Source organism: Citrobacter sp. Cpo148 (genome assembly GCF_030332375.1).
GTDB lineage: Bacteria > Pseudomonadota > Gammaproteobacteria > Enterobacterales > Enterobacteriaceae > Citrobacter > Citrobacter portucalensis.
In genome coordinates, this window is the sequence record NZ_JAOWHY010000050.1 from 368180 (window position 1) to 382555 (window position 14376).

20 protein-coding genes are annotated in these 14376 nt (G+C 49.9%); 17 read left to right on the forward strand and 3 right to left on the reverse strand.

The window, feature by feature from the left end:
* Positions 1-37: 37 nt before the first annotated feature.
* From OGY10_RS23060 to OGY10_RS23115, 12 genes are all read left to right on the forward strand, one after another.
* Entirely contained in the window at positions 38-901 is an 864-nt protein-coding gene (locus tag OGY10_RS23060; protein ID WP_039185988.1) for a GTPase family protein, read from the forward strand.
* 93 nt (positions 902-994) lie between these two features.
* Positions 995-1819, forward strand: a complete 825-nt coding sequence (locus tag OGY10_RS23065) for a DUF932 domain-containing protein (protein WP_039185985.1) — start codon at positions 995-997, stop codon at positions 1817-1819.
* A 208-nt stretch (positions 1820-2027) separates the two neighbouring features.
* The gene (locus OGY10_RS23070; RefSeq protein ID WP_050335315.1) at positions 2028-2738 is read left to right on the forward strand and encodes a DeoR family transcriptional regulator; all 711 of its coding nucleotides are present in this window, start codon (positions 2028-2030) and stop codon (positions 2736-2738) included.
* 25 nt (positions 2739-2763) lie between these two features.
* Entirely contained in the window at positions 2764-3300 is a 537-nt protein-coding gene (locus tag OGY10_RS23075) for a DUF4339 domain-containing protein (RefSeq protein ID WP_039185980.1), read from the forward strand.
* A gap of 41 nt (positions 3301-3341) precedes the next feature.
* On the forward strand, positions 3342-3779 hold the full coding sequence (locus OGY10_RS23080) for a hypothetical protein (RefSeq protein ID WP_039185977.1): 438 nt from the start codon (positions 3342-3344) through the stop codon (positions 3777-3779).
* Positions 3780-3845: 66 nt separating this feature from the next.
* On the forward strand, positions 3846-4256 hold the full coding sequence (locus tag OGY10_RS23085; RefSeq protein ID WP_039185973.1) for a hypothetical protein: 411 nt from the start codon (positions 3846-3848) through the stop codon (positions 4254-4256).
* A gap of 74 nt (positions 4257-4330) precedes the next feature.
* A complete protein-coding gene (locus OGY10_RS23090; RefSeq protein WP_039185970.1) occupies positions 4331-4567 on the forward strand; it encodes a DUF905 domain-containing protein in 237 nt (78 codons plus the stop codon).
* 85 nt (positions 4568-4652) lie between these two features.
* On the forward strand, positions 4653-5111 hold the full coding sequence (locus tag OGY10_RS23095) for an antirestriction protein (RefSeq protein WP_039185968.1): 459 nt from the start codon (positions 4653-4655) through the stop codon (positions 5109-5111).
* Between the two features lie 8 nt (positions 5112-5119).
* Positions 5120-5602, forward strand: a complete 483-nt coding sequence (gene radC, locus OGY10_RS23100) for a RadC family protein (protein WP_039185966.1) — start codon at positions 5120-5122, stop codon at positions 5600-5602.
* Between the two features lie 28 nt (positions 5603-5630).
* On the forward strand, positions 5631-5948 hold the full coding sequence (locus tag OGY10_RS23105) for a type IV toxin-antitoxin system YeeU family antitoxin (RefSeq protein WP_039185963.1): 318 nt from the start codon (positions 5631-5633) through the stop codon (positions 5946-5948).
* A gap of 26 nt (positions 5949-5974) precedes the next feature.
* The gene (locus OGY10_RS23110; RefSeq protein ID WP_039185960.1) at positions 5975-6316 is read left to right on the forward strand and encodes a TA system toxin CbtA family protein; all 342 of its coding nucleotides are present in this window, start codon (positions 5975-5977) and stop codon (positions 6314-6316) included.
* A gap of 453 nt (positions 6317-6769) precedes the next feature.
* Positions 6770-7336: a DUF6680 family protein gene (locus OGY10_RS23115; protein WP_032945404.1), complete on the forward strand. Its 567-nt coding sequence runs from the start codon at positions 6770-6772 to the stop codon at positions 7334-7336.
* An 8-nt stretch (positions 7337-7344) separates the two neighbouring features.
* Here the strand turns inward: OGY10_RS23115 and OGY10_RS23120 are convergent, their stop codons facing one another.
* On the reverse strand, positions 7345-7539 hold the full coding sequence (locus tag OGY10_RS23120) for a toxin-antitoxin system HicB family antitoxin (protein WP_008786495.1): 195 nt from the start codon (positions 7537-7539) through the stop codon (positions 7345-7347).
* A gap of 135 nt (positions 7540-7674) precedes the next feature.
* Here OGY10_RS23120 and OGY10_RS23125 point away from each other — a divergent pair, with 135 nt between their 5' ends.
* The 3 genes from OGY10_RS23125 to OGY10_RS23135 all read left to right on the forward strand — a co-directional run bounded on the left by OGY10_RS23125 (position 7675) and on the right by OGY10_RS23135 (position 8870).
* Entirely contained in the window at positions 7675-7965 is a 291-nt protein-coding gene (locus tag OGY10_RS23125) for a SymE family type I addiction module toxin (protein WP_071444564.1), read from the forward strand.
* A gap of 338 nt (positions 7966-8303) precedes the next feature.
* Entirely contained in the window at positions 8304-8564 is a 261-nt protein-coding gene (locus OGY10_RS23130) for a type II toxin-antitoxin system Phd/YefM family antitoxin (protein WP_071444563.1), read from the forward strand.
* Positions 8565-8567: 3 nt separating this feature from the next.
* Complete coding sequence (locus OGY10_RS23135; RefSeq protein ID WP_191226641.1) at positions 8568-8870, forward strand: type II toxin-antitoxin system RelE/ParE family toxin; 303 nt, start codon at positions 8568-8570, stop codon at positions 8868-8870.
* Positions 8871-8979: 109 nt separating this feature from the next.
* Here the strand turns inward: OGY10_RS23135 and misL are convergent, their stop codons facing one another.
* The gene (gene misL, locus OGY10_RS23140) at positions 8980-11784 is read right to left on the reverse strand and encodes an intestinal colonization autotransporter adhesin MisL (protein WP_286577492.1); all 2805 of its coding nucleotides are present in this window, start codon (positions 11782-11784) and stop codon (positions 8980-8982) included.
* Between the two features lie 75 nt (positions 11785-11859).
* Positions 11860-12477, reverse strand: a complete 618-nt coding sequence (locus OGY10_RS23145; protein WP_137377033.1) for a helix-turn-helix transcriptional regulator — start codon at positions 12475-12477, stop codon at positions 11860-11862.
* Between the two features lie 577 nt (positions 12478-13054).
* Between OGY10_RS23145 and OGY10_RS23150 the strand changes: the two genes are divergently transcribed.
* Entirely contained in the window at positions 13055-13828 is a 774-nt protein-coding gene (locus OGY10_RS23150; RefSeq protein WP_020996049.1) for a winged helix-turn-helix domain-containing protein, read from the forward strand.
* Positions 13825-14289, forward strand: coding sequence for a YqeJ family protein (locus OGY10_RS23155; protein WP_032945411.1), 465 nt, complete (start codon positions 13825-13827; stop codon positions 14287-14289). The genes OGY10_RS23150 and OGY10_RS23155 overlap by 4 nt, the downstream gene beginning before the upstream one ends.
* Positions 14290-14376: the final 87 nt, after the last annotated feature.

Genomic DNA, 14376 nt, shown 5'->3' on the forward strand with positions numbered 1-14376 from the left:
TTCTGCCGTTTTTGTATACTTTTTCGGAGGAGCAGTAATGAAACAATTTGACGGTCTGCAGTCACTGCAGCAACCGCTTTCCGGCCTGCCCCAGTGGGTCTCTGAACGCATTCTGCAGCAGATAAATCAGTTAACCCAATACGAGCCTGTAATAGGCATTATGGGGAAAACCGGGACGGGAAAGAGCAGCCTGTGCAATACCCTGTTTGCTGGGGATATATCACCGGTCAGTGATGTAGCGGCATGTACTCGAAAACCACTGCAGTTTCGCCTGCAGCTCGGCAAACGCTTTATGACAATTAGGGACCTACCCGGCGTTGGTGAGTCCGAACTACGGGATGCTGAATATGCCGCACTCTACCGTGAACAACTTCCCCGGCTCGACCTGGTGCTGTGGTTGATCAAGGCCGATGACCGGGCGCTGGCGGTGGATGAACATTTTTACCGGGAGGTGATTGGTGAGGCATACCGGCATAAGGTGTTGTTTGTTATCAGTCAGTCCGACAAGGTTGAACCCACCTGCGGTGGTGAAAAGCTGTCTACAGAGCAGAAACAAAATATCAGCCGCAAAATCTGCCTGCTACATGAGTTGTTCCAGCCGGTAAACCCTGTCTGCGCAGTGTCGGTACGTTTGCAGTGGGGGCTGCGGATGATGGTTGAACGGATGATTCGTTGCCTGCCGCGAGAGGCCAGTAGTTCGGTAGCGGTACAGCTTAGTGCTCCACTTCGTACCGATGCCGTTAATAAAAAAGCCCGTGACGATTTTGGTGAAACGGTCGGCTCGGTACTGGACACAGTAAGTTCCATGCCCCTGATACCGGCCCCGGTTCGGACAGTCATCCAGTCTGTACGCGACATCGTAGTATCAGTCGCTCGTGCAGTCTGGAGTTTCTTCTTCTGAAAATTAACCCTTCTAACCCGTAGTTTGCTGAGCCCTGCTGCGACTTTGCGGCGGGGCTTTTTGTATTTATTTTCCATCATGAGGAGTCTGCTTATGACCCGTCTGGCTTCGCGCTTTGGCGCAGTAAATCTTATCCGTCGTGACCGTCCGTTAACCCACGAAGAACTGTTTCTTGTGGTACCCAGCGTTTTCAGCGAGGACAAACACGAATCCCGCAGTGAACGATACACATATATACCCACCATCTCTCTGCTGGACAGTCTGCAGCGGGAGGGCTTTCAGCCGTTCTTTGCCTGTCAGACCCGCGTGCGTGATCCGGGTCGTCGTGAACATACGAAGCACATGCTGCGCCTGCGTCGGGAGGGGCAGATTACCGGTAAGCAGGTGCCGGAAATTATTCTGCTCAATTCTCACGATGGCTCCAGTTCGTATCAGATGCTACCGGGACTATTCCGTGCGGTATGCCAGAACGGGCTTGTCTGCGGTGAGTCGTTTGGCGAGGTGCGAGTGCCGCACAAAGGAGATGTCGTGAGTCAGGTGATTGAGGGGGCGTATGAAGTACTGGGTATTTTTGACCGTGTGGAAGAGAAGCGGGATGCCATGCAGTCGCTGATGCTGCCGCCACCTGCACAACAGGCTCTGGCACAGGCTGCACTGACGTACCGTTTCGGTGAGGACCACCAGCCGGTGACAGCACCTCAGATACTTTCCCCACGCCGCTGGCAGGATGAGAGCAATGATCTGTGGACCACATACCAGCGTATTCAGGAGAACCTGATTAAGGGCGGGCTCAGTGGTCGGAGTACAAAAGGCGGGCGAACGCATACCCGCGCCGTACGTGGTATCGACGGAGATGTGAAGCTCAACCGGGCTCTCTGGGTGATGGCTGAAGCGATGCTGAGTGGGTTTCGGTCCTGAGATTGTTATCAGCATGTTAAGAAAGGACACTCCCTGTCCGTTTTACCTGCATTAAATTGAGTGTTTTTTCACCGCATTTCACGGTGTGCCGCGTCGGGCCTGCTTCCGGAGGCAGATAAAAAATAGTTCATTCCATGTCCATACCCTGTCCGCCCCCCTCTTTAGAATCATTTCATATTCAGTCAGTTAACTATTACGGAGATTTAAGATGACACAGGCAGAGCGCCGTCATGACCGGCTGGCTGTCAGGCTGTCACTGATAATCAGCCGCCTGGTTGCAGGTGAAACGCTGAACTTGGCGCGGCTGGCTGCAGAGTTTGGTGTGTCAGTCCGTACCCTGCGACGGGATTTTCGCGAACGGCTGATGTACCTCGACCTTGAGTATCGACGGGGGCAATGCCGCCTGCGCAGTACCGGTGGAGGCGTACAGGGCGAGCTGGATGCGCTGACCTTTGCTCACCGGGCAGGACTGGCCGATATTTTTCCGGGGCTGGACCGGCGTCTGGCGGGCATGCTGCTCACTGCAGGAGGGATGCCGTGTCTGGTATGGCAGCCGCCACAGTCTGTGTCCCCGGCCATCTCACTGGTGTTCTACCGTCTCGTCAGTGCCATAACCGCCTGCCAGCGGGTGCTGCTGTTGGCCGAGGGAGAGCGCTGTGACGGGCTGGCCCCGTACCGCCTGATATCACTCGACGGCTGCTGGTATCTCACCGGTGAACTTAACGGGCATATCACCGTGCATCCTCTGGCGACTATCCATGCGGTGACAGTTCTGAACACCACTTTTACCCCGCGAAAACGTCTCAGCCAGTTAACCACACAGGCGGGCTTTATCCGGGCTCTTCCGCACTTCAGCTGTATTTGCGAAGTCCTGTCTCCTGGGCCCTCTGAGGAGGAGCAGGGCAACACACTGATTTAATTACCTCTGTTAAGAAGGAAAAACAATGACCTGGCATTACGAGAAAAATGGCATACGTCAAGACAATGTGACCGAAGACGACATCACTGGCCTGATTATGCGCGGTGAACTCACAGCTGCCACGCTGGTGTGGCGACAGGGCATGACGGATTGGCAACCGGTCTCCGCCACCCCGCTGGCTTCAGCGCTGCTCCACAGCACTACACCACCAGCGCTGCCGGGGAACCGCATTCCGGGTGGAGTGGTATGGACGCTGGCATTTGCTCCCTTCATTGGTTATGCGCTCGAGCTGTGGACTGCAGGGCTGAACGGAATGTCTTTTGACGAGGCATATGAGGCCGTCTCGGGCGGGCAGTACTGGTTTATCACGCTGCTGCTCAATATCGCTCTGGGGTATCTCGATGAACGACGCCTGCGTAAGGCCGGAGTGGATACCACCATGTTCGGCAAACTGGCCTGGCTGGTGCCGTTCTATTTGTGGCGTCGGGCGAAAACCCTCGGTCAGAAACCGGCTTACTTCTGGGTATGGCTTGTGATGCTGGCCCTGACCGTATGGGCCTGAATCAATGCTACCTGATACTTTCTCTGTTAAGGACCAACGTAATGAAAACACTGATTAAAATACTGGGCATTACCGGCAGCCTTCTGCTTTGTGCAGAGGCTCAGGCCCAGCCCTATAACCGGACGCTACCTGCCGTCGTCAATGACAACAACGGGAATATTTTCTGGTGTGATGCGCATCGTCAGGTTACCGGAAAATGCGAAGCCATGTCTGTTGACCGTCAGGGCGGGATGGTCACGGTGCGTTCAGCACCTTTTAAAGACTGCGAAGGCGGCCTGTGGGGGTGGATAACCATCATGCACAACGATGTGTCGAAGGGATTCACCATTACTCCGGACAAGAAATTTGGGCTCACCGTAAAAGACCTGTGCCGTCCGGGCACGGTAGTGACCTTTAAGCCCAACCAGAAGAAGCCGGAATATGACGACCTGGTGGCACTTTACCAGGGCAAAGAGCTGTTTCGTTACCGCCGCTTCTGATAACACCCGATATCAACCTCCCTCATTTTGCCCGACAGCGGGCTGGATTAATTCAGGAAGAAAACCATGCTGAAAATAATTACTTCTGCTGTACCCGCCCTCATTCTGTCACTTGCCGCATTCAGTGCCGGTGCCGCTCAGCTTCCGGCAAGCCTGATGGATAAAGACAATCCCGGCCAGGAGTACTGGTGTCAGGGAAACGACATCAATACGTCTATGTGCTCACTGACCGGTGTCAGCGACGACCATAAATTTGCCCTGATTCAGGACCTGCCGGGCCCGGCCTGTGAGGACCTAAGCTTCGGGGTTATCGACCTGGTGCGCCAGACCGGTGTCAACATTTCTTACGACGGTGGTGACTGTAAGGGCGATGTGCAGGCCGGGTTTGTGCGCAGCACGAAAGATAATGCCCTATATGTGAAAATTGTACGGGGCAGCAAAACCCTGCGGCTGTATAAGGTGCAAACCGGTTACTGACCCCCCCACACATGCAAACTCCCACAGCCCCTAACGCATCTGCGTCAGGGGCTTTTGTTTTTAAGGTACACCGAATGCCTGAATCTCACATGCTGCCACCGGGTCCTTTTACCCGACAGCAGGCCGAAGCGGTTACCCGCCGGTATCGCAACATCGGTATTGAAGACGACCAGGGTAGTCACTTCCGCCTGGTGGTTCGTGACTCTGAAGGTCGAATGGTCTGGCGGGCCTGGTGCTTTGAACCTGATGCTGGTGAAGGACATAACCGTTATATCCGACAGTACGGCATCCTCAGAGAATCGTCCTCCTGATTACACTCATCCATCATCCCTGCATGTCCTTTATTTCCCATACGCCAGCCATCGTCGCTGGCGTTTTTATTGACGGAGAATATCCATGACGACACAAACGCAATGCGAATTGCTGTCCGCTAATGAACCTCAATTTGACCTTACTGCATCACCAGTACCTGACGAGCAGCGTCTCGATTTCTGGCCGCTGCACTTTGGTGCTATCACGCAGTGGATAACGCTGGAACCCCGTATTTTCGCCTGGATGGACCGCTTCTGTGATGAGTACAGCGGTGGTATCTGGTCCTTTTACACGCTCAGCAATGGCGGCGCGTTTATGGCTCCTGATGCTAACAGTGACGATAAATGGCATCTTTTCAACAGCATGAACGGTAATAGTGCGCAAATGAGCGCAGAAGCCGCAGGTATTGCTATCTGCCTGATTGAATACAGCCATCACGCCTGTCGCACCGAATGCGATGCCATGACGGAGCACTATTACCGCCTGCGGGATTACGCCCTGCAGCACCCTGAATCCCACGCCATTTTTCGCATTATTGATTAAGGATATTCATGATGGAACAGCCACTTATCCCACAGGCTCCGGCACTTCCACTGACCGCAAAACGTACGGTAAAACGCGCTTTAACGCTGCTTGATCGCCACCTGCGTGAAACTGGTGTGGCATTCACGTCCGCCCAGGCTGCCCGTGACTGGCTTAAATTGAAAATGGCGGGACTTGAGCGCGAAGAGTTCATGGTGCTGTACCTTAATCAGCAGAACCAGTTGATTGCCCATGAAACACTATTCACCGGCACCATCAGCAGCACCGAAGTCCATCCCCGCGAGGTGGTGAAACGTGCCCTGTACTTCAATGCGGCAGCGGTGATAGTTGCCCACAACCATCCCTCTGGCGATACCACACCCAGCCAGGCAGACAAAGCCATTACGCAGCGTCTGGTGCAGGCACTTGCGCTGGTGGACATCCGCGTACCCGACCACCTTATCGTCGGCGGTAACCAGATACTGTCGTTCGCTGAACACGGTTTGTTGTGAGATGTATTTGCCGTAAAGGAGATCATTAATGAATGAAATGAGCTGGGGCCTGCAGCGTGACGTCACTCCCCGTCTCGGTGCCAGGCTGGTGCAGGAGGGTAAACGGCTGCACTATCTCACGGACCGGGCTGGAATAACCGGTCATTTTGGCGAAAAAGAAAGCCAGATACTCGAAGACGCATTCCCGTGCTTTATCAGCCAAATGGAATCCATGCTGACCACGGGTGAACTGAATCCTCGACATGCGCATGGCGTTATCTTGTATCACAACGGTTTCACCTGCGAAGCCGATACACTTGGTTCACATGGTTACGTCTACATCGTCATTTACCCTACGCAGCGCTAAATCTTTTAAATTCACGCGAGATAAAAATGAAAACCTTACCTGCAATAATTCAGCGGACAGCAAAGCCACGCCTGCCCCCCGTAGTGGTCTGGCAGAAGCTGCTAACCCGTTTGCTGGAACAGCACTACGGCCTGACCCTGAACGACACCCCATTCAGTGATGAAACCGTTATTCAGGAACATATAAACGCTGGCATCACACTGGCTGATGCAGTTAACTTTCTAGTGGAGAAGTACGAACTGGTTCGTATTGATCGTAAGGGATTTAGCTGTCAGGAACAGTCACCTTATCTTCGGGCAGTAGATATTCTACGGGCGCGACAGGCAACTGGCTTGTTGCAACGAAGCCGTAATAAAACTGCATTCTGAAATCTGTAAGGAAACTCCCCGATTCACTTTCCCAAATTTCTCCCTCTTTACTCTCTGTATAATGCGCCTGCTATTCCCGGTAGGCGTATTTACTTTTTACGGACAAAATATCATGCAAACAGAAGTGTTAACCGATCACTACGTGCAAATCTGTTCCGCCAGTATTCAGGACAACGTGACCAGGCGCGATATTGCGCTGAAACATAAGCGTTCTGGAACGCCCCGACTTTCACAAGTAAATTCATTCGGGGGCACAAATGGGGGCACAAGACAAAATCAAACAAGACAATAATGATTAAAAACAATGATATTAACCATTAGATACGACTCCTGTGATCTCCGCCAAAGTTCCTATCTTATTCCAGTCATTTGCCATATATTCTCAGCATATGCATGCTTTTATAATTCTCGTCCACAATATCTATTTTCATTTATGATTAACGAGAATCCCATATGAGCACTGCCCTTACGATCATGGCCATTGCTGCTACTGTAATTAGCCCATTATTAGCCATTCAGACACAGAAATTTATAGAAAGATATTCTCAGAAAAAATCATTAAAAATTGATATATTCAAGCAACTTATGGCTACTCGATCTCAGAACTCTCGACTGTCTAATGAACATGTTCGCGCATTAAATATGATCGACTTAGCATTTTACGGAAAAATAAAAAGAGGAAGAACCAAGAGAAGCGATTCTGAAAGTAAAGTATTATCTTCGTGGAAACTTTACTTTGCACATTTAAATACATCTTACCCTGATAATGATAATGCATCTGGCACCATATGGAACCAAACAAGCAACAATCTTTTTCTAGACTTGCTATCAGAGATAGCGAAAGATATTGGCTATGATTTTGAGCGAGTTCAATTACAAACAGCCATATATTCACCTATTGCCCACGGGGCAATAGAAAACGATAAATTAAAAATTAGACAGGGGTTGGCTGCAATATTCTCAGGAGAAAATGCCCTAAAAATGGAAATTATTAATATTCCCGCAAGACAGGGCAATTAATCTATTCACTATTTATCCTGTGGCTCAATACCTAACCGTTCCAACTCCTTTCTCCCTAAAGTTTTGAGCCAATTCCCCAAACTCATCCCTTCGGCCTTTGCCGCAGCCTCGAACTGCGCCTTTAACTCGGGAGTGATGCGAATCTGGAAAGTTGGTGCTTTTCCGGATTTAGACTGATTTGGATCGCGTTTAGCCGTTGACATGTACGTACCTATAAGAGCAGTATACCACCAACCAGGTACGTACCTTTATGTCTGGCGACCTGATTTATAACGCCCTCGCCTGGTATTCGCAGTACCCGACGAGAGCTAACCTCACCAACTATCAAGGAGTTGATTATGGCTGATTCGCATTCTACCCCAGACACCGACCAATCCGGAACCGAGCGTTCGGTAATTGTGGGATACCGCCCTAATGTTTTCGACAAATCTACACCCAAAATTATTCTTTCCGGCAAGTGGCTACGCGAAGCGGGGTTTGATACCGGGCAACAGATTACCGTAAAAGTGATGAATGGCTGTATCGTCCTGATGGTCTATGGCGAGCAGGAGCAACGGTTGCAGGATGAGTTGAAAGAGGCACATCAGAAGCTGAACAGAATCGAGAGCACATTGGCGACTCTCCAGTGAAGCACGGCTGAACCTGCAAGCGGTACTTACAGGTTTACTTGGTGCCGGATGGCGCTTGCGCTTATCCGGCCTACTCAACTGAACTGGATTTGATAGAAAATGAACTATCCGGAAATTCCGGATAGTTCATTGGGAAGGGAAAGATTAGATTTCCGGATCAATAGCTCTCTAGAATCATGTAAGTGACACTTACATGCTCACCTGATGCCGGATGGCACTTGCGCTTATCCGGCCTACTTTCACAATACCCTCTGTCTGACCACCCACCTCATAGTGACCCCCAGAAAGATATCGACTATAATGAACGAATCGAACGATTCATGCGAAATGGTGGCAATATGCATACTCTTACGGCAAATGAAGCCAAAACCCAGTTTGGCGATATGCTACTTAAAGCGCAGCGAGAACCTGTGCAAATTAACCGTAACGGTAAACCTGTTGCAGTCGTCGTTTCTATTGAGGACTATGAACAAATGGAAGCCATGAAGCTCCAGTTACTGAAAGCCAAAATTCAGCGTGCTCAAAACGATATTCATTTGGGCAATATTGTTGATGGTGATGCTTTTTTTGATGAGTTGATGGAGCAACACAAAGGATAAAAAGTGAGTTACAAACTTACTGGAGAAGCACAGCGCGATATTATTGAAATCCGTGATTACACATCAAGAAATTGGGGCGCTAAACAGTCCAGGGATTATCTTAGAAAATTACGGGGCGTTCTCTCTCAGTTAGCTGAAATGCCAGACATGGGGCATCATCGAATTGATGATTTTGGTGAAGATATTTACAGCTTTCCTTATGTTAGCCATATGATTTACTACAGTGCACAAGACACAAATATTGTTGTACTGGCAGTCTTACACCAAAGCCGAGTACCAACAAAACATCTCGGACAACGTTTGTAGCCCGCCACCTTATTTGCCAGATGGCGCTTGCGCTTATCCGGCCTACGATTGCCACAAAAAAGAAAGCCGCCGATCGGTGAATCAGCGGCTTTTCCATTACTCACTTACATTAGAAATTATATTTTACGCCGAGCATACCGCGGGTATCGCTGTAGCCTTTATCGCCGACTTGTTGGGCCACGTTGCTCCACACATTGAGGCGCGGAGTGATTTGACCTTCAACGCCGACTTTCAGCTCGCCGATGTTTTTGGTGCCGCGCATGTCGTTGCTCACATCGTCCATCTTCACGCTGGTCGTCTGCGTGTTGTGGATCCAGTTGGCTTCAACAAACGGCTGGAACTCGCGAGATTTACCGTCGTCGATGGCGTTGTGACCATTAATAAAGGCTTTCACACCCAGACGGGTCATCAGGTTGCCATCGGTGTTGTCCTTCACGCGGGTACCGTTCGCTTCGCGGTGACTGTCGGCTTGCACGTCCATCCATACCACCTGCGCTTTCGGTTGCAGCCAGTAGCTGTTGCGTTCGCTTTCACCCAGTTTGAAGCTATAACCGGCTTCAACCGAAGCGGTTATCCCGCTGGATTTGTATTTCTCTGCTGCCTGCTCCTGGCCCATCACTTTGTTATCAAACCAGTTATACAGCGCCCAGGTATCCACGTAGGTGCCGGTCTTGTCGGCGTCATTGGCATACCATGTGCCATACAGCCCCACGCTGTAACCGGTGACCTGACCACGTGAATGGTAGCCGGTCAGGCTGGACTGCGTGCGGTTCTGGCTGTTGGCATAACCTGCCATCGCGCCAAGGTGCCAGCGGTCAAGACCGTCGCTACTCCACTGCGCCAGGTCGCCGCCTAGCTGCATTACATAGCTGTTGCTTTGGGTTTTCAACTGCCCGCTACCGTCTTTGAAGCGGGTATGCGCCCCAACGTTACGCATCCACAGGCTGGTAACTTTCTTCTCGCCTGTCAGCATATCTACGTACTGCGTTTCACCCAGACGATCGTGCAGTCGGGTCATAAACAGCGTGTTAGCCGCATAGTTGTTCGCCAGATAACTGCCTGCTTCCGGACGGTATTGCTGCTCAGTGACAGGAGGCGCAACAGGTTCTTCCGGCTCAGGGATAATCGGGTCTACAGGATCGACCGGGTCTGGATCAATAGGGTCAACCGGGTCCGGATCAACAGGGTCCGGGTCATGCGGATCGACGGGGTCCGGGTCTTCCGGATCCGGCGGAGCAGGAATAAAGCTGGTCAGATACCAGTTACTGCCTTTCTGCACCACGTTATAGTCGTACGCACCGGCAACAATACGGCCCGCTTTCTCAAAAGTACCGTCAGAATTACCGGCCACTTCGATGATCTCAATACCTTCAATGGTCTGCGCCCCGGTTCCGCCAATGTTATTCACCGCCACAAACGCATTACCCGCAGTGTTGCCGAGCACTTTCAGCTTGTCGGTTTCGGAGGTATCGTCATTCAGGACAGTATTGAAAACCAGTTTGCCGCCGTTCCCGGTAAAATCTTCATTGATGGTAAGCGTCTGCCACGGTTCGCCGTCAGCATGCCCAAAGTTCACCACTGACCCGCCGTTCAGCGTCAGGTCGGTGAGCGTTGAGCTGTTAGTCATGTTCCAGGTCGCGTCGCTCATTTGCAGCGAGATAACGCCCGTCCCGGCAGTGGCGCTGGTGATGTATGACGCCCCGCTCCACAACGAGTTGTCGGTCATGTTGAGCTTAATGGTACTGTTTTGCTGCGGCAGGCTGCTGGTTGCAGCAGTCGCGCCAGCGGCATGAAGATCGCCGTCGATAAGAAAACGCCCGCCAGTAGAACCGTCTACGATGCCGCCCGTTTCAGTACTGATGGCATAACTTTCGTTGCTGTGATCGCCCGCCATGGTAATGGCGGCACCGCCTGCCAGGTTTATCGTCCCGCGTGAAGTCGCATACAGGCCGCGTGGCGCTTTGCTGTATGACGCCGCTTTCGCCGAACTATTCACGTTGATCGTTGCGTTTTCACCAAGATTCACGGTCGCGTTGGTGGAATAAACCGCATGAGCGCTGACGCCGTTGACCGTAATCGTCGCGTTGTTGCCCAGTTCCGTTTTGGACGATGAGGCGGCATAAATCCCCGTTGAAGAAGCACCCGAAGTCTCAATGGTGGCGTCATTGCCAAGCAGTATCGAGGAACCGTTCTGCCCGGTGCGAAGACCCTCTGAACTGTCACCTGTCGTCACAATGTGTGCCCGGTCGCCAACGACAATTGTATTTTTGGCCTGCGTGGCGTCTTTCATCGCGTTTGCTGTGATACCACGTCCCTGGGAACCGGTGGTTTGAATATACAGATCGTCACCGACGTAAATGCTGGCCGAGCCCTTCCAACCCTGGCTATAGGAGTTGTAACCGGCGTTAATACCGTCACCATCCTGACCGTCCACATAAATACTGGTGCGATCCCCGGTTATGATAAAGACCGGGTTATCCGGCGTATTGGCCCCGTGCGTGCGGATACCGTCAACATCTTTACCATTATTGGCGGCATTCTTCGACTGCGTGCGAATCGTCAGGTCGTCCCCAAAAATAACGCCCGGACTACCCGTTGTACTGTTCTGAATAACGGTAACAGAGTGCTCAAAAGCTTCAGCGCCGGGTCCATTAATCGTTAATCCATTGCCATAAACGGGAATCGTGCCCGCACTCCATTGATAAACATAATTCGGCATGGCGCTGGTTTTAGCGAAACTGGCATTTGCCTGCGCTGGAATTATTGCCTGCAATTCCGGGGGCAGACTGCTAACCAGTCCGGTGGAGGGTAGACTATCAACGTCAACCCATGCCGCTTGAGCTGAAAATACCATAGAGGTTAATGCGGCTGAAACCGCTATGGCAATACGAGAATAAGATTTGGGATTTGGCATATTAGCCTCCTGCTTTCAGGCGTAGAGCGTCCACCACATCGCAAGGATGTGAAAATAATAAAATTCAAAAATACGTTATAAAATATTCGACAATATTTGATGAATACTATGGCCTAACTTATCTTCAAGCCTGAGCTTGTAGACATATATTTTCTTAATATCGATATTATCTATTTTGGTAATTTGCTGAATACTTTTCCCTGACACAAAACGCTTCAGTAATATCATTTCAGTATAGTTAAGTGAGCGTCCACGTTTGCTGTTAGCGAGATGACCCGTAAAGAGTCGCCTAATTTTCTGATGTTGAACTTCGTCATCATCATCAGAATATATAATCCCTTGTATTTTATTGCTTTTGGACAGCCAGTAGTTGGCTAACGGCGCCAGGTTCCTGTCTGCTATCAACACAATATGCATACCGCTGTAGGCAAGCCGGTCAACCCATTGCGGGTCGGCAAACAGACGCAGATTCGGGAAAGAAAAGTCCACAAAAATAAACCCGCGCGACAAATGGTTTTGATTATTAAGCAGAAGCTTTTCAATAATTCCTTTTTGCAGAAAGCCATTCCCCGCAGGCCAGATCGCAAAAGCGGCACGGTGGCAGTAACTGGCGCGAACCGCAGTATCCGGAAATAATTGACAGGATAATTCACAGCTTATGCAACGAACAGTCTGTGACGGTGATCTCTTCATCAAAAATGACTCCTGTTATTTTTCCATAAATATTTCATTGGTAAATAAATGTGTCAATCCAACACGTAGTACGTTCCTTGTCTGTTAATAACAGTGGCGCTAATAAAATGTAATAAACTCCTGATGCACTAATATGTATAGTCTGTGAGTAATACGATTGCGCTAAGCTTATTTACGCTTTATCTCAGAATAACAACCTATGCATTAGGAATTTTATGCATAAATCCAGATTCCAGGATAAACAGTAAAAAAGCACTATTTGCTAAAAAATAACCTGCGTAAAAGTTACTTACTAATTACGTAATTCTGATAACTCAATCACCCTTGTCATGTTGTGGACAAATATAAAGATAATTCAGATAAAAATGTAATGAATTCTCATTATTTAACCTTAGCTAATTCCCACCTAAGAAATTAAGTTAATAACATATTGTATTTGAAGGATTTTTACCCCCTAAGTGAAATTCTTATCTTAGATCATGTACAAAGATAGAGGCGTCTTATCGATTTGGATGTAAAATTTAAGGGGTGTGCAAGAACACGCTGTGATACGTTTTGGTTACTGAGGGCTGGGCAATTGTATCTTATCAATCAGTTGGTCGAATTTAATCCTGATAGCAAAAGTCTGGTCAATCGTCAGACCGGGCGAGCAATTCAGCTCCAGCTCCCTGCCTCGCTCTGTTTTCTCTATTTAATTACTCACGCAAGTGACATTGTTTCCCAGAACACGTTGATGACAATTGGTTGGGGTGAAAGAAATAATGTGACCACCACCAACACATTTTACCAGGCTATTCTGACGCTACGAAACGCGCTGGCGGACGTGGGGTTGCCTCGTGATACGGTGAAAACTATTTCCCGACGCGGGCTCAGATTAAATGAGAATACGCAAGTAGAGACAATAACGCTTCAACAGAGTGAAGTTTCCCCACCGCCGGTTATTGAAGAAATCCCCCCCGCAAAGATAATTCCTTCGACACCACAACAAACGACGCAGATACCCTGGTTTGAGGTTTTATTTAGCGCCAGTGTCGTGATTGCCACGTTGATCATCTGGCTGGTGTGGTATCAAACGCGCCCTGTTATGCCGTTTAGTAAATTTGTCCAGGCTTCCATGCAGACGCCATCGCGGCAAAATTGCAAAATCTATTACTCACCAAATGAACACGACCAGCAAGGCTATTTCAATCTGATGCAGTTACATCCCTATCTCTGTGAAAACAACAAGCACGTATTTCTTACCGGTTACAGCAAAGCGGAAAGGATCGTGGCATTTGTCTGTGATAAAGATGCACGGGTGGATGCTAACGCATTTTGTACTACTCATTATTACTGGATGCGCGGGCAATGAAAAAAACACGCCACCTTATAGTGCTCGTGGCCGGGCTGGTTACTGTGCTCGGTTCAGGCGGATGGTTATGGCATTCACGCTATGCCGACAAACCGCTGAATTGCATCGGTAACATTGAATGGAATATTGGCAGCAACCGCTTTACGGGTACGTTATCGTTTCGGATGTACAACAGTGAAGGCCTGGCCACTATTACCGGCAAACTGTACGGGCGTAATACCTCAGACATTAGCAGGAACATCTATTTTAACTACACCCAAAAGCGCGATGCCCGAGTGCTACAGGCGATGCAGGTCGTCAAAACCTTCGCTGACACCGCTGATGAAGCGGATATTAACGACACATTACCTGGATTTTACCGCCAAAGCGGACGAAGCCTGAGCCTGGTCATGGAGGAGTATAAAGGTGCATGGATTTTTGCCAGCTCCAATGTGCCCTCGCTGTATTGCCGCAAAAGGTAGCGTCATATCCGGAAACAAAAAGTACGGCCCCTCAATGAAATTCACATTTGTCATCATTGACTTACGCGACATGGGTCACTGAATCCA